We start from the raw sequence: 15,523 nt of genomic DNA on the forward strand, positions 1-15,523 counted from the left end.
AGATGGGCTTTGAGAAAATAACGACCGAACAGAAACGCCGGGTGCTTGAGGAACTCGCGGATATCAAGGCACTGTTCGCCAGCCGCAATTGGTTCCCCGGAACGAGCGGCAACCTTTCGATGCGCGTGGGCGAATTCGACCCCGAGCAATTTTACTTCGCGGTAACTGCTTCGGGTAAAGACAAATCCCTGCGCACACCGGAGGATTTCCTGTTCGTAGACAAACACGGCAAAGCGATTGAAGCGACCGAGCTTAAACCGAGTGCCGAAACGCTCATTCATTGCGAAATTTATCGCCTGACGGGTTGCGGCGCCGTATTTCATGTGCATACCGTGTTCAACAACCTCATCAGCGAATTTTTCGGGGCGCAGGGCCAAGTGCCGATTCAAGGCATCGAGTTGATCAAAGCATTTAACATCTGGGAAGAAAATGCGGAAGTACGCGTGCCGATTTTGCCTAACCATGCGCATATTCCATCCATTGCGGAGCTGGTGCCCGGCGTGCTGGATGCCAACGTTCCGGGCATTCTGCTGCGCAATCACGGCATTTATGCCTGGGGCAAGGACGCCTTTGAAGCCAAACGTCATCTGGAAGCCTTTGAATTTTTGTTCGAGGTATTGTATCGCCAACTGTTGTTAAAAAATGCTGCGAACTGAAATCATGATTTTTGCTTATCCTTGAACGCTGTACTCTTCTGATCGATGAAAAAACACGCCTGCGGCTGGATTTACCCAGCGCGAGGCGTGTTTTTGCTTAATACCGATCCTGCCGATCCTTGAACAAGAACAAGGAATCCGAATCATGATCCCCTGCGCTTGATCCACTGGAGGAACGCTGCTTGCCGAACAAAAGCTTCAGCCCTCCCCCAATCAGAAGCAAAGAGACGATAATCGTGTTAATGTAGGAATTGATCTCATAGGTTACGAAGAAATCGGGGAACAGTTCATTCAGCTGTGGAATAATTAACCGGATCGTAAGGTAATAGGCTCCCATCAGCACGATTCCAAATCCAATCAGACGCTGGTGCCGCACCCAATCCTTCAATATCGGCTGATCATTCAAAGGCTCACGCCCATAACGGCTGGAACACTGAAGTCCGTCGAAGAAGCTGTAGAACCAGATCAGCGGAATCATGAACAGGAAAACCGAGAGCCTGAGCAGGTCCAGGACATAAATGCTTCCAAGGAACAGGAACATCAGCTGTATGCCTCTTTTTTGCAAGCCAAGGTACAAATGCCCTGCGCCGGGAAAAGCCGATAGCAGCGTTGCCAGCACCTTGCTGCGCCGCCCGGAATCCCGTCCCATTTCGAGCTCCTCGAACAATGTGCGGTCCTGCAGCACCTCTCCGGCCTGTTTGCGGTGCACGTGCTGCACGGCATCGAACATGCAATACACCCAAATAACAGGCAAGACAAGCAGGAACATTAAAATGGATTCGTCGATGATCGAGGCGACGAAAACCATCATCGCGAACGATCCGAAAAAGGCGATCAGGAACGATAGACCGCGGTGCAGCAGTCCCAGGTGCAGATGGCCCAATCCCGGGATAAACGAGAGCAGAATCGTGAAAAAACGCTCTCCCTCGCTGCCTTTGCGATACATAGGCTGTTGTGTGTACGGGGCTTCCGCATGAAGGTAATCCGCTTCACCCTCATGCTGGTGGTACATTCCGTCAGGATCCATGCCCCCCATGTTTCCCGCATAAGCTCCGGGATATGTGTTCAGATAGGCATGATGTCGGGCCGGCGTACGCAACAATACGATCAACATATCCAGCATGTTGATGCCCCAGAAGAACGCGGCCGCGATGCAGCCAGCAAGCATCACTACTCCCCCGTCATGTGACACGATGGCCAGCATGAAGGAACCGACCAATGTTCCAAAAAAGAGTAGCGGATAGATCGCGGCTTTTACTGGACGCCTCCAATATAAAAAGCCGAGTCCCGGAATGAAATTAAACAAAAAAGCGAGTAATCTGCTGCGTTCAGGTTGCACAGTCGTCATCCTTTCTTTTCAGGCAATGCGATAATGTTTATGGTTTGGGCTTGAGGCGATCCAGCCACGACGTGGCCGCCTCCGTCCATTTTTCTGTGAAAGAGCTCCCGTGTTCAGTCTGGAACTTATGGTAAGGGGCCATTCTGTCAAAGACTCCGGATGAGAGGAAGATTAGTGTCAGGCATGCAGCAACCGCATAATGAAATACCTTGTGCTCCAGTAAGCGCCGACGACGGTTTGATCGGGAAACGCGCTTCTGTTTGGCCGATTCCAACTCCCCAATTCGGTCCATGACGTTCTCGGCAAATTGGGCGGGATCGGCAAGGCTAGGTCGCTGTTGCTGGCGATCCAGCGCTCCGAGATAGTGTTCCATCGCTTGCGGATCATCCAGCAAAGCCTGCTCCATGCGTTCCATCTGATCAGCCTTCAAACGGTTTTCGATATAATCCGACCATTCATGGGCTCCAAATACCTCTTTACTCACGCCACTCTTCCTCCTTCCAATGATTTCGTATCCACTGCCTCGCCCGGTATAAACGCGATTCCACCGTCTTTACGGCGACTTGGGCATCGTGGGCAATCTGCTCGTAATTTTTCTCGCTCAGATAGAACGCGGTGATAATGTCCCGATGCTGGGCAGGCAGTTGATTGATCCGTTCCCTCAGAAATGCTTTGCGCTCTTCACGCACAAGGCGGGAGAGAATGTCTTCTTCGCCCCCCGGCAGACTGGCCAATCGTTCGTCTCCACCGGCTTCTTCGGGAATTCGCCTGCTCAGCTTGCGTTTGGCATCTATCGCTTTATGGAAGGCGATCCTTGTGATCCAGGTTTTAAACCCTTCGGATCGGTAGTCGGAGAGAGACTTATAGATCTGAATGAACGCCTCCTGAGCCGCATCCTGGGCATCCTGGTCGTTCCGCAGAACGGAATAGGCCACATGGTACACATGCTGGCTGTATTTGTCGACCAAAAGACGAAACAAGGATGTTTCTCCTTGGCGGATTTGTTCGATTAAGCGCGCTTCGTCAATGACTCTCCCCTCCTTCTCCACATGTATAGACGACATCTGTCCCGGTCACCCCTGCACATTTTACCAAACCATTTTAAAAAATTGTTCATTTGCCTGAAAAGCTTACGTTCTTTTTGGCGGGACTCACTCCCTGTGCAACAAAAAAACAGGACCAGACTATGCCCTGGCCCTGTTTGTGCACGAATCTAACGATTATGAAGGGATCACGGATTAACGCCCGCCGCTGCGGAAACGCTGGGTATACGCTTTGGCGTCCTGGGCGGTTTTGACCCGATTCCTGCTCCATTCCAGCAAAATGCGATCGATGTACCGGAAGTGAACCTTCCCTGCAAATACCGCTTCTTTCAACGCCATCAAAATCAGCTCTTCCGGATAGCGGTCCTGGTCCAGCCAGCCCGAGATCGTCTCGCACTCCATCGGGGAGAGGGGACGACCGAACTCCTTCTCGAAAATGGAGAACATGTTGCGTTCTTCCTCTTCTATTTGAACACTGTTCGAATTCGGTCGTACGTTGTCAAAGCTTCGCGCATTTTGGCTTGTTTTGCTCTCTTCCGCCAAACATGCCGCAAGCTTGGCGTACAGGCCGTACAGATCGTAACGCTCATATTGGATGTCGCGGTCCTCGTCCTGATATTCCTCAATGCGGATATAACCGTCCTTCATCAATCGCTGCAGCATTCTCGCGATGCCCTCGGGAGGTTGTCCCGTACGTAGCGCGAGCTCTTCCAGCGTTGGGAATGCATTGAATTCCACTTGACGGAATCCAAGCAATTGGACGAGCAGAAGCACCTCTGCATCCGTTAATCCCAACTGATGGTAATAGCGAAGCAGCGCGTATGGCAATGGGACAGTCCCCGATGCCATGCCGTACGCCATGCCGCCAACCCAGTCGTTGGCGCCGAATTCCCCCATCATGCCACGGTTCAGCATTAAGGGTACAGACGATACAGCATGCGCGGGAATGGAATCGTCTCACGCACATGATCCAAACCGCAGATCCAAGCTACCGTCCGCTCCAATCCCAGACCGAAGCCTGAGTGCGGAACCGATCCGTATTTGCGCAAATCCATGTACCATTGATACGCCTCTTCGGACAATTTATGCTCCTCAAAGCGCTGCTGCATCAGTTCAGGGTCATCGATCCGCTGCGATCCGCCGATGATCTCGCCATAACCTTCCGGCGCAATCATGTCTGCGCAGAGAACAACCTCCGGACGATTCGGATCCGGTTTCATGTAGAATGCCTTGATTTCGGCCGGATAATGCGTAATGAATACCGGTGTTTCATATTTCTCGGCAATCGCCGTTTCATGCGGGGCACCGAAGTCTTCTCCCCAAGGAATATCGAAGCCTTGTCCGTTCAGGAACTCGATCGCTTCATCATACGTAATGCGCGGGAACGGAGCGATTACGCGTTCCAGCTTGGATACGTCGCGTCCGATCGTTTCCAGCTCGGTACGGCAGTTTTTCAGCACGGACTGTACCACGTGAGCGATGAAACGTTCTTGCACGCGCAAGTTTTCTTCATGATCTACAAACGCCATTTCCGGCTCGATCATCCAGAACTCGATCAGATGGCGGCGCGTTTTCGATTTTTCGGCACGGAATGTCGGCCCGAACGAATACACTTTGCCGAGTGCCATCGCAGCCGCTTCCATGTAAAGCTGACCGCTTTGCGTCAAATAAGCATCCTCGTCGAAATATTTGATGTGGAACAGGTTCGTCGTTCCTTCCGCGGACGAAGGTGTCAGGATCGGAGGATCAACCAAAGTGAATCCGTTATCATCAAAAAACTGCTGAACAGCGCGCACGATTTCGGCGCGGACGATCATGATCGCGCGTTGTTTCGGGGAACGCAGCCACAGATGGCGATGATCCATCAGGAAATCGACCCCGTGCTCCTTCGGCGTGATTGGATAGTTTTCGGTCAAATGGATGATCTCGATGCCCGTTACCGTCATCTCATAGCCGGAATTGCTGCGCGGCTCTTCGCGAATAATGCCGGTCACGTACAAGGAGCTCTCTTGCGTCAAGCTTTTAGCGTCGTTCCAGAGTTGTTCGCTAACTTCGCTTTTGACAACGACCCCTTGAATATATCCGGTTCCATCGCGCAGTTGCAAAAACTGGATTTTGCCGCTGGAGCGTTTGTTGTTGATCCAGGCACCGATCGTTACGGTTTCGCCCACATGCTCGTTCACGTTACGAATAACACAATTCGTAGTCATGCCCATATCTCTCCTTGATTCCTGAATTTGAAAATGCAGCAGGCAGGCGTTTGCCTGCCCCTGCACTTCCTGATGCTGCTATATCCACTTTACAATCCAATTACTTGGAATTCAATACGATTCGATGCGTATCTCTCGCAATCACCAATTCTTCATTGGTCGGAATAACCAAAACTTCCACTTTGGAGTTTGCAGTCGTGATTCGGCGAGGTTCGCCCGAACGGATGGCATTCAATGCTTCATCCAGCTCAACGCCCAGATATGTCAGCTGCTCACATACTTTCTGACGCAGCACCACGGAGTTTTCCCCGACTCCGGCCGTAAAGACGATGACGTCGACGCCATTCATTGCAGCGGCATAAGAACCGATGTATTTGCGCAGACGGTACTCGTACATTTCGAAAGCGAGCGTGGAATTGGCATCTCCGTTTTCCATGCCTTCCGTGATTTCGCGCATGTCGCTGCTGATGCCGGAAATGGCAAGCAAACCGCTATGTTTGTTCAACATGGAGCTGACTTCGCTTACGCTCAGTTCTTCCTTGTTCATGACGTATGGAACGATCGCCGGATCAAGGTCACCGCTGCGCGTTCCCATCATCAAGCCTTCCAGCGGTGTCATCCCCATCGATGTATCCACGGAAACCCCGCCTTTAACCGCTGTTACGCTACCGCCGTTACCGATATGGCAAGTGATGATTTTCAGATCTTCCAGCGGACGGTTCAGGTATTCCGCCGCAGTCTTGCTTACGTAATCATGGGAAGTACCATGGGCACCGTAGCGACGAACTTTGTATTTTTTGTAAAGCACGCGCGGAATGGCATACAAATAAGCCTTTTCAGGCATCGTTTGGTGGAACGCCGTATCGAATACCATGACTTGCGGAACGCCAGGCATGTTCGTTTCAGCCGCGCGAATCCCCATCATGGCAGCCGGGTTGTGCAGCGGCGCCAGATCGAACAAACGGCGAATCTCGGACTTCGCTTCAGAATCAACCAGCGCGGATGCCTTGAACGCTTCCCCGCCGTGAACGACGCGGTGGCCGACGGCTTCGATCTCTTCGACCGATTTCAGGACGCCGTATTCCGCATGGGTAAGCATGTCGATAACTTTGCGGATCGCCGTGGTGTGTTCCAAAATTTCGCTGACTTCCGTTACGTCCTCGAAACCTGTCGGTTTATGGGTCAGAATCGAAGAATCCATGCCGATCCGTTCAACGAGTCCTTTGGCCAATACGGATTCATCCGTCATGTCGTACAATTGATATTTAAGCGAGGAACTTCCCGCATTGATTACGAGTAATTTCACAGCCGGTCACCATCCTTGTCGTACTTGAAGAAGCCTTCGCCCGTTTTCACGCCGAGATGTCCGGCGCGCACCATTTTTTTGAGCACGGTGGAAGGACGATATTTCAGTTCGCCGAATTCGCGGAACATTCTTTCCAGAGCCGCTTCAACGGAATCCAAACCGAAACGATCGGCCATTTCGAGCGGTCCATGCTGGAAGTTGTATCCGATGCGCATCGCGTCATCGATGTCCTCTGCGGAAGCGACGCCTTCCTGCAGAACGTGCAGTGCTTCGTTAATCAGAAGGCAGATCAGGCGGGAAGTAACGAATCCAGGGGATTCATAGATCATGACGCCTTTTTTGTCCAGGACCTCTTCAACGAACCTTCTGGTTTCGTCAAAGGTGCCGTCCGAAGTTTTCAACCCGCGAATAAGTTCTACAAGATCAACCCGGGATACCGGGTGAATGAAGTGCATGCCAATAACACGCTCCGGATATTTGGTCGAGCTGGCTAGCTCGGTCAAACTCAGCGTGGATGTGTTGCTTGCAAGAATGACGTTTGCAGGACAAACTTCGTCCAGTTTGCTGAATACAGCCTTTTTGGCTTCGAGATCCTCGGAAACCGTTTCGATCACCATATCGCAAGAACCCAGCTCGGCCAAGTGCGCTACCTTGGTAATCCGGGAGAGAATCAATTTTTTCTCGGCCTTCGTAATGGCCCATTTCTCCAGTTGTTTATCGAGGTTCGTCTCGATCATGTCGTAGGCATGATCCAGCTTCTCCGCCGTTTTTTCTACCAGAAGCACATCCAGTCCTTTGGCTGCGAGCATCTGGGAAATCCCTTGCCCCATCGTGCCGCCGCCGACAACTCCTATTTTTTTGAAAAACATGGTTTCTGCTCCATCCTTTCGCTTCTCTATTTCTCTATTGTACCCTGTTCGCCGAAAATTACAAATTTCGACCCAACAACTAATAATATCTTAGCACGAGTAAAAAGTAAAAAAAAATAACCGGCATACATAAATTATGCCGGTAAAAGGGCGTTGTCACGAAATTGACAACGAAATTGCTCCCCTGACAAAACTTCCTCCTTCATGAGGATATCCAGGGAGTTGTCGAAGATCGGTCTCTGTTCTTCAAGCAAGCGTTTCGTCTCATCCATCAGGCCCTGCAGAATCTCTTTATTTTCCCGCATCAGCTCTTCGGTCGTCACCATGTCCATGTTGACGATGCCAAGCGACGTCAACCCGGAAGACATCATCGTCTGCACGACGTTGGTTGCCTGCTCGAAGTCATTGCGCGATCCCGTACTGCGGCCGCCATAATACATCTCTTCGGCAGCTGCGCCGCCAAGCGCAATCATGATCTGTTCTTCCAAAAAACGTTTCGTATACAGGAATTGCTCCTGCTGAGGATTGTGCCGCACATATCCAAGAGCCTGTCCGCGAGGACTCAAGGCCACCTGGCTGACACTTCCCGGCCGTACCAGTTCGGCCATAATAGCATGGCCCAATTCGTGAATGGCGACCCGTTTCTTCTCTTCCACCGTGGACTCGCGGTCGGTCTTTTCGCCCATCATGACCTTATCAATCGCCAAGGACAGATGACGCTGTTCGATCAGCGGCAATCCTTCGCGCATCGCATAAATGGCCGCTTCGTTCATGACACTTTCCAACTGGGCTCCCGAAAATCCGTACGACTCCTCGGCCGTTTTCTCAAGGTCCACATCCTCTGTCAACGGCTTGTTGGCCGCGTGCAATTCCAGAATGTGCTTCCGTCCCTTCTTGTCGGGCAGATCAACCTGAATGTGACGGTCGAAGCGTCCAGGACGCGTGAGCGCACTGTCAAGCATCTCCTTGCGGTTGGTAGCTGCAATCAGCAAAATGCGCGGCGTGTCGGAGGAATAAATCCCGTCCATCTCGGTCAACAGCTGGTTAAGCGTCTGGTCGTATTCGCGTTGCTGGCCGCCTTCGCGTTTGCCGCCAATGACGTCGATCTCATCAATGAAAATAATGGCATTTTCCTTGTTTTCTTTGGCAGCACGCGTTTTTGCTTCACGGAACAAATCACGTATTCTGCCGGCGCCGACGCCAACGTACATCTCAACGAACTCACTGCCTGATGCTGCTACGAACACGGAATCCGTATAGTGAGCCGCCGCTTTGGCCATCAGCGTTTTGCCCGTTCCCGGAGGCCCTGTCAACAAAATGCCCTTCAACGGCCGAATGCCGAACTTCCGAATCTCCTCGTGACGAATCAAAAAGTCCAGTGCTTCGCGCAGCTCTTGTTTGGCGCTGTCCTGACCACCGATTTCCTCAAAGGTGAGCTTGGAAGGCCCTTTTTTCTTGCGTTTGCGCTCTTGCCCGGCTCCCACCGTGATTCCTCCGCGCATTTGCATCGTCAGAATCAGTGCTCCGACCAGCAAACCTGCAATGAGAACGGGAATGATATTAAACCCTATAAATGCGAGAAAAATCAGCAACACGGGTATGAATCCAATGATAATTTCCTTTGTCCATTTAGGCATTCGGCCACACTCCTATCTGTCCCGGAACACGCGGCAAAATGACAAACTTGCTCGCATTTCCGTCCCTGAGGCTAACGTATACGTTTTTATCGTCCATCGCTGTATTGACCTTAATGCCGCCTGTAGCCATCTTGCTTAGCGTTGGCGTAATTTCAGCATACTGTTTGTTTTCCATAGCCTGAGCCACGGTGAACAACGCCTCTCCCCACCAGTTGTCAAGCGTTTCGTTGGAACGGTCGACGACGTCCAGTTTGATGGAACGTGAACCGATTAAGGTTTGTCCTTCTTTATGAATATATTGAACCAGCTTGCCCAGATCGACATCCGGCTGCAAATCAAGTTTCAACAACACGTCATTGCGGTTAATGGTTATTTGAGCGTCTTTGACCCCGTCATACTGGGTCACCATTTTTTCAATGGGGTTATGCACGGCAACCTGACGATATGCAAACCAACCTCCAAACAATACGACGGCTGAAATCACGACAGTTAAAGCAATAGGCAATACTTTTAACTTCAAGTGTGCTTCCCCTCCAAAATTAGCCCGCATGAATCCATACAGGGCGTTGTATAGTCATCTGCGGAAATGCTGCAAGCCGACAAGCACGTGCATCTTGCTAAAATTCCAGCATTTCCGTCATTCGAATTTGCACAACAAGTACATATCTGAGTATATCACATCGTATATACGATTTCGAAGGCGATTATTTGAAGAATTTATTAATTTTAACTACTTAAATCCAAAATTTTCATCAAAGTACGGCAAACAACCGATCAGCAACATTCGCTGTCGGTTGTTTGGTCGTAAGCATGTCAGCTGTTCGGAATCGTATATACCAGATCCACTTGCTCCCCATTGCTAAAACGATAGAAACGATAATAACTGTGTGTATCATCATGATAATAAACTTGCCATACATAAATGCCGTTCACGACGCCAGGCAGGATTCGCTTGATTTCGCCATTCGGGACTTCGGAAGCGAATCTTTGGCGAATTTGAGCTTCGGACATTCCGTTCTGCAGCAGCTCGCTATGCACTGCCCCCGCCCCGGACAACGGTTTCCCCGTCTCGTCGAACTTGACCCACACAATGACGTCCTGGTTATCCTTATTGGTGCCGCTCAGCGTCCAATAGATGCTGTCTTCGCCCTCTTTCTGTCCCCATACGAATTTTTGAAAATTATCGTAGGACGTCAGCTCCAGCTGCTGCTGGGCGGCCTGCAGGGCGAGCGCCTCCTGATTGCGCTGGTCCTTGGTCACATAGACGTAATAGCGCTGCAATACAATCAACGCCACGATCAGGATCAGCAGCGATATCCATATCCACTTTTTCTTTTTCTTTTTCTTCAAAAGCCGAACTCCCTTTCCCTGATGAGGCTGCGCCCATGAGAAATTAACGGGCGAGCAGGCCCTCAAACGCCGATTGAGCTTCACGCAAAATGCGTTCCTCGTCCATCGTCAGGCACTCGCCATGTTTCACCACTTGTTTGCCATCTACCCACACATGCTCCACGTCTTTGGCCGACGCCGAATAAATGGCATGGGAAATCAGATCGGTATGCGGGTACAGATGAGGCTGGTCTATGTTGACCCCGATGAAATCCGCCTTCATTCCCGTTTCAAGCAAGCCGGTATTGTCGAGGAAAATCGAGCGTGCTCCGTATGCCGTTCCAAGCAGAAGCGCTTCGCCGGCCGGAACCGCAGTCGGATCACCGGACACGCCTTTATGAATCAATGCCGCCAGACGCATCTCTTCAAACATGTCCAAATTGTTATTGCTCGCCGGTCCGTCTGTTCCCAAAGAAACGGTCACGCCCGCTTTCAGCAGCTCAGGAACTCGCGCAATGCCGGAAGCCAGCTTCAGATTGCTGCCCGGATTATGAGATACTGCAACGTTATGGCGAGCCAAAATCTCGATTTCCTCATCGTTTAAATGCACGGCATGAGCCACGAGGGAAGGCCGCGAGAAAAAGCCAAGCTTCTCCAAGTGCGCTACAGGACGCAGACCGTAATCGGTCACGTTCTGTTCCACTTCGCGCAGCGTTTCGGACATATGGGTATGAAGCGGCAAATTCAGATCATGGGCAACCTGCACAAACTTTTCTATGTAATCCGGAGGGCACGTATAAGGCGCATGCGGAGACATTACGGCAGTAATCCGTCCATTTGCCTTCCCGTTCCAGTCGCGGGCAAACGCAGCCGCTTCGCCGAGCTTGTGCTTCTGTTCCTCTTCGGAGCAAAGACCGATGACGCCGCGAGCGAGCGCTGCACGAATGCCGGATTGCTCCACGACTTTGGCAACCTGATCCATGTGATCATACATGTCCAGAAAAGCCGTCGTTCCTCCTTTGAGCATCTCAAGCACCGACAAGGACGCCCCCCAATAAACGTCCTCAGACGTCATTTTCGCCTCCATCGGCCACATTTTCTCCTGCAGCCATACCTGCAGCGCCAGATCATCCCCGTGGCCTCTCAGCAGCGACATGGCGGCATGTCCGTGCGTATTGATCAAACCTGGCAGAAAGAGCAATCCTTTTCCGTCCACTTTCGGCAGGCTTTCATCTTCTGCCGGCAAGGATTCGCCGATATACTGAATTTTGTCGTCTTCCACCACCATGTATCCTTGAACCACGTTCCATTCCAAACCTTTGTTTACGGCGAATTTGCCGTTGTGTATAACCCATTTATTTGTCGTCATCCTGCTCGTCGTCCTTTCCATTTTCCAAATAATACGCAAGGCTTAGCAAATCCGTCGTAAAGTCCGCATTATGAATACGAACATGCGGCGGGGTTTTCAAGATGGTTGGCGCAAAATTCAGGATGGCTTCGATCCCGGATTCGATCAACCGGTCGGCCACATTCTGCGCTTCGGTATCGGGGACGGTGATGATGCCGATGCGAATATTAAGGTTTCTGACCGATTCCGTCAGCTCATTCATCGCTTGCACTTTCAAGCTGTTGATTTGGGTGCCGATCTTGGGTTCATATGCATCGAACACAGCCACGATTTTCATGTTGTCCTTTAAGTAAGCATTATAGTTGGACAAGGCATGACCCAGGTTACCGGCTCCTACCAACGCAACATTGATTTGCTGGTCGATCTTCAGGATATGGCGGATTTTCTCAATGAGATACGATACGTCATACCCGATGCCCTTGCGGCCAAAATCGCCGAAATAGGCCAAATCCTTGCGGATCTGGGCCGGATTGAGGTCCAGGCGCTGTCCCAGCTCCTGCGAAGAAACCGTCGTTACCTCACGTTGGTGCAATTCACTCAAATAACGCAGATATACCGGCAACCGCCTCACGACGGCTTCCGAAATTTTATCTGATTTCATGTTTTTTTTGCTCCTCCTTGCCAAAGCGCGATAAATAGATGAAAAGGGAGGCATCCCGCCGTGTACTCTAATTCGAATCATTTTAGAGGAAGGATGCCGCCTTATATTTGATGTACTTCTTTAACGTATCAACCCGCAGCCATGTAATCTCAACAAGTGTACCGCCTTTTGCAGGCGTTTCGCAACATTGCCGAAAAATGTTCTGTCGTTTCTACCTGAATTAGGTTTGTTCAACGTCTTGTTCGAGCCATTCGCTGATGCGCGGAACCATTTGCTCGGTCAGCATGTGTTCCATTTTTGGCCCAGGCAAGGAATATAAAAAGTATTTTCCGTAATATGATTCGATCACCCGCGTATCGTATACGATAACAACGCCGCGATCCTTGGCTGTGCGAACCAGCCTTCCGAATCCTTGCTTGAAACGAATGACCGCCTGAGGCACAGACAGCTTCATGAACGGGTTTTTTTTCTGCTGCTGCAATAATTCACTTTTGGCTTCCAGGAGCGGATGATTCGGCGGCTGGAACGGTAACCTGACAATAGCCAGACATGTCAATGCATCCCCAGGTATGTCCACGCCTTCCCAAAAACTGCTCGTCCCGAGAAGCACCGTCGCTTTGGCGTCTTGGAACCTGCGGGTGAGCTTGGACCGGCTGCCGCTGTCCACGCCCTGACCGAGCAAGGAGATTTCGTTTCCGGACAATGCTTCCTTAAGCGGGTCATACACTTGGCGCAGCATGCGGTAAGACGTAAACAGCACCATCATGCGCCCGCGCGTAGCGATGGCCGTCTCGGCCAACGATCGTACCAGCATGTCCACGAAATGCGCGTCCCCGATCGACCCTTTCACGCTCGGGAAATCGCGCGGTATCACCAGCAGCGCCTGATCGCGGTAGCGGAACGGAGACGGCAGCATCGCCGTGAGCAAACGATCATGCTCCGCGGCTTCCTGCAGGCCAAGCTGGTCAATCATGAATTGAAACGACTTATCCACGGACAGTGTGGCAGACGTAAGCACGACGCTTCTTTTTTTATCGAAAAACATTTCCTTCAGCTGCGCGCTCACGTCCACGGGAACGGCATACAATTGCAGCGATTTGCTGCGGAACTGGCCGCTTGCTTCCATCCAATACACCGTGGCAGCATCGTCCATTCGCATGAAGAAGCGCAGGTTTTCGCGCAGCGTGGAAAGGTCTTTGAACAAGCCCGTAATGTCCGTGATCAAGCTGTCCGACTGATAGTCGTCCTGATCCTCTTTCAGCTCGAGCATCAGCTTGTCTCCCTTGCGAATGAGATCGCCAAGCGTGACGTAAAGCTGATTCTCCTCGTTCTGCAATTCCTCCCACTTGGCCGGCTTCTGCGTGCTCTTCAAACGCAGGGAAAATTGTCCCGTCTCTCCCGGAGAAGCGTCGGTCCGTTCCGGCAGCAGGTTAAACAGCGCCTCGCTGAGCCGATCCCATATTTCTTTGGCTTCCAGCGCAATCGGGAACATCTGGTCAATGGCCGATCCCCATTCGACGGAACGTTCATGTCCCGACAGCTGAGAACGCAGCAGCGGAAGCTGTCCGTTGCGGCTGTCTTTGAACAAACGCGTTAACGTATGCACCAATGTGAAATATTTCATATGAAGTCCAAGATGTTTTCCTGCTACATCTTCCAAGTGATGGGCCTCGTCGATGACAAGGCTCTCGTAGGACGGCAGCAGCTGATGGCTGGCCTTTACGTCGGTAAACAGCTTCGAATGGTTCGTGATGACGATGTCCGATAAGCCTGCTTCATGCTTGGCCCGGTGATAATAACATTTGCGGAACCAAGGACAGGAGCGCCCCAGACAGGATTCCGATTCGCTCTGCACCGTCTCCCAGAAGTCCCCGCCGCGGCCGCTGAGATTCAGTTCCTCGTCGTCCCCGGTCTCGGTCTGGGTAAGCCAGACGATCATCTGCGCCGCGGTAAAATAATCTTCCTTCGGCGTCGAAAATTCGCGGCCGTTAATCTTGTGCTCGAATTTGCGCAGGCACAGGTAGTGTCCTCGTCCTTTAAATACCGCAGCTTTAAAAGGAAAAGGCACAACTTGGGTCAAAAGAGGAATATCCCGCTCCCGCAGCTGTTCCTGCAGGTTGATCGTATGCGTGCTGACCATTACCTTTTGTTCCTGCTTCACGCTCTCATAGATGGCTGGCAGCAGGTAACCGAGCGATTTCCCCGTGCCCGTTCCGGCTTCGATGAGCAGGTGTTTATCCTCGCTCAGGGCTTGCCGGACGCTGCTGAACATCTGGGTCTGCGCCTCGCGTTCTTCATAATGCTCCAGCGTATTCTGCAGGTTGCTCCGAACCTGCTCCATATATTGCTCAAAGCTGATGCCTGCCAGCGGATTACCGTCCTTCTCGTCGCGAGGCGCGCCGATTTCGGTCCAATCGCTTACATTGAGCGCGAGTTGGCGATAATAGGTTCCATCCAAATCTTGAATGGGCTCGGCTTCCTTTTCCATGCGCAGCCCGTCAAAAAACCACCCCAGATCGCTGTCCTCGGGGGCAAAAAGGTCGCTCAGGCGCTGGATCGTAATGAGCGGCAATTCACGCAGCTCGTCAAAACACTTTAACAGCACGTATGCCGTAGCCAATGCATCGCTATCCGCCTGGTGCGGACGATCATGTTGAAAGCCGAACTCGGACGAGACGTACCCGAGCTGGTACGAGCTCAGCGAGGGGAACGTGATTTTAAGAAAATCGATCGTATCCAGAATGCGGCCGGTGAACGGCAAATAACCGCAGCGGTCCAGCGCGTTCTGGAGAAAATGAAAGTCAAAGGCGACGTTGTGCCCGACCAGCACGACATCATCCAGCAGCGGCACCATTTCCATCATCATCTCTTCCAATGATGGCGCGTCCGCCACATCTTCGTCCGTGATTCCCGTTAACCCCGTAATGAACGGCGGGATCGGAACTTCCGGATTTACATACGAACTGTATATTTGAGAAATGCTGTAGTCATGATCTATTATGGCAAGCCCGACCTGAATAATCTCGCCGTCGGACTGTGTGCCGGTTGTTTCAAAATCCAAAACGGCAAATTTCATTGCAATTTACGGTCCCTTCATTTCAGTCTATGTTACAGCATAGCAAAAA

At 51.5% G+C, this 15,523-nt stretch carries 14 protein-coding genes; 1 reads left to right on the plus strand and 13 read right to left on the minus strand.

What is annotated here, in order from left to right:
- Positions 1-2: 2 nt before the first annotated feature.
- Positions 3-656 carry a methylthioribulose 1-phosphate dehydratase gene (locus MKY59_RS19150; RefSeq protein ID WP_236419695.1) on the plus strand — a complete coding sequence of 218 codons (654 nt, stop codon included), beginning with the start codon at positions 3-5 and terminating at the stop codon, positions 654-656.
- 97 nt (positions 657-753) lie between these two features.
- Here MKY59_RS19150 and MKY59_RS19155 read toward each other — a convergent pair whose 3' ends face one another.
- From MKY59_RS19155 to dinG, 13 genes are all read right to left on the minus strand, one after another.
- A complete protein-coding gene (locus MKY59_RS19155) occupies positions 754-2,004 on the minus strand; it encodes a multi-tm2 domain protein (RefSeq protein ID WP_339273193.1) in 1,251 nt (416 codons plus the stop codon).
- 28 nt (positions 2,005-2,032) lie between these two features.
- Positions 2,033-2,479 carry a hypothetical protein gene (locus tag MKY59_RS19160; RefSeq protein WP_236419699.1) on the minus strand — a complete coding sequence of 149 codons (447 nt, stop codon included), beginning with the start codon at positions 2,477-2,479 and terminating at the stop codon, positions 2,033-2,035.
- Positions 2,472-3,059 (minus strand): sigma-70 family RNA polymerase sigma factor, encoded by a 588-nt coding sequence (locus tag MKY59_RS19165; protein WP_236419700.1) that lies wholly within the window; start codon positions 3,057-3,059, stop codon positions 2,472-2,474. The genes MKY59_RS19160 and MKY59_RS19165 overlap by 8 nt, the downstream gene beginning before the upstream one ends.
- Before the next feature lie 174 nt (positions 3,060-3,233).
- A complete protein-coding gene (locus MKY59_RS19170; protein WP_236419702.1) occupies positions 3,234-3,938 on the minus strand; it encodes a DnaD domain-containing protein in 705 nt (234 codons plus the stop codon).
- 14 nt (positions 3,939-3,952) lie between these two features.
- Positions 3,953-5,248 carry an asparagine--tRNA ligase gene (gene asnS, locus MKY59_RS19175; RefSeq protein WP_236419703.1) on the minus strand — a complete coding sequence of 432 codons (1,296 nt, stop codon included), beginning with the start codon at positions 5,246-5,248 and terminating at the stop codon, positions 3,953-3,955.
- 100 nt (positions 5,249-5,348) lie between these two features.
- On the minus strand, positions 5,349-6,554 hold the full coding sequence (locus tag MKY59_RS19180; RefSeq protein WP_236419706.1) for an acetate kinase: 1,206 nt from the start codon (positions 6,552-6,554) through the stop codon (positions 5,349-5,351).
- Entirely contained in the window at positions 6,551-7,423 is an 873-nt protein-coding gene (locus tag MKY59_RS19185; RefSeq protein WP_339273196.1) for a 3-hydroxyacyl-CoA dehydrogenase NAD-binding domain-containing protein, read from the minus strand. The genes MKY59_RS19180 and MKY59_RS19185 overlap by 4 nt, the downstream gene beginning before the upstream one ends.
- Before the next feature lie 134 nt (positions 7,424-7,557).
- Complete coding sequence (locus MKY59_RS19190) at positions 7,558-9,060, minus strand: AAA family ATPase (protein ID WP_236419710.1); 1,503 nt, start codon at positions 9,058-9,060, stop codon at positions 7,558-7,560.
- Positions 9,053-9,580 (minus strand): hypothetical protein, encoded by a 528-nt coding sequence (locus MKY59_RS19195; RefSeq protein WP_236419712.1) that lies wholly within the window; start codon positions 9,578-9,580, stop codon positions 9,053-9,055. The genes MKY59_RS19190 and MKY59_RS19195 overlap by 8 nt, the downstream gene beginning before the upstream one ends.
- A 293-nt stretch (positions 9,581-9,873) precedes the next feature.
- Positions 9,874-10,410: a DUF5590 domain-containing protein gene (locus tag MKY59_RS19200; protein WP_236419714.1), complete on the minus strand. Its 537-nt coding sequence runs from the start codon at positions 10,408-10,410 to the stop codon at positions 9,874-9,876.
- A 43-nt stretch (positions 10,411-10,453) separates the two neighbouring features.
- Positions 10,454-11,758, minus strand: a complete 1,305-nt coding sequence (locus MKY59_RS19205) for an amidohydrolase (RefSeq protein WP_339273200.1) — start codon at positions 11,756-11,758, stop codon at positions 10,454-10,456.
- Entirely contained in the window at positions 11,745-12,452 is a 708-nt protein-coding gene (locus MKY59_RS19210) for a redox-sensing transcriptional repressor Rex (protein ID WP_290371477.1), read from the minus strand. The genes MKY59_RS19205 and MKY59_RS19210 overlap by 14 nt, the downstream gene beginning before the upstream one ends.
- A gap of 166 nt (positions 12,453-12,618) precedes the next feature.
- A complete protein-coding gene (gene dinG, locus MKY59_RS19215; protein WP_339273204.1) occupies positions 12,619-15,474 on the minus strand; it encodes an ATP-dependent DNA helicase DinG in 2,856 nt (951 codons plus the stop codon).
- Positions 15,475-15,523 lie beyond the last annotated feature (49 nt).

The sequence above is a fragment of the Paenibacillus sp. FSL W8-0426 genome (assembly GCF_037969725.1).
GTDB lineage: Bacteria > Bacillota > Bacilli > Paenibacillales > Paenibacillaceae > Paenibacillus > Paenibacillus hubeiensis.

Coding starts and splice junctions, on each gene's coding strand:
- MKY59_RS19170 (WP_236419702.1), bottom strand. CDS start 3,938: ATGATGGGGGAATTCGGCGCCAACGACTGGGTTGGCGGCATGGCGTAC.
- MKY59_RS19190 (WP_236419710.1), bottom strand. CDS start 9,060: ATGCCTAAATGGACAAAGGAAATTATCATTGGATTCATACCCGTGTTG.
- asnS (WP_236419703.1), bottom strand. CDS start 5,248: ATGACTACGAATTGTGTTATTCGTAACGTGAACGAGCATGTGGGCGAA.
- MKY59_RS19210 (WP_290371477.1), bottom strand. CDS start 12,452: ATGCCTCCCTTTTCATCTATTTATCGCGCTTTGGCAAGGAGGAGCAAA.
- MKY59_RS19185 (WP_339273196.1), bottom strand. CDS start 7,423: ATGTTTTTCAAAAAAATAGGAGTTGTCGGCGGCGGCACGATGGGGCAA.
- MKY59_RS19150 (WP_236419695.1), top strand. CDS start 3: ATGGGCTTTGAGAAAATAACGACCGAACAGAAACGCCGGGTGCTTGAG.
- MKY59_RS19165 (WP_236419700.1), bottom strand. CDS start 3,059: ATGTCGTCTATACATGTGGAGAAGGAGGGGAGAGTCATTGACGAAGCG.
- MKY59_RS19155 (WP_339273193.1), bottom strand. CDS start 2,004: ATGACGACTGTGCAACCTGAACGCAGCAGATTACTCGCTTTTTTGTTT.
- dinG (WP_339273204.1), bottom strand. CDS start 15,474: ATGAAATTTGCCGTTTTGGATTTTGAAACAACCGGCACACAGTCCGAC.
- MKY59_RS19205 (WP_339273200.1), bottom strand. CDS start 11,758: ATGACGACAAATAAATGGGTTATACACAACGGCAAATTCGCCGTAAAC.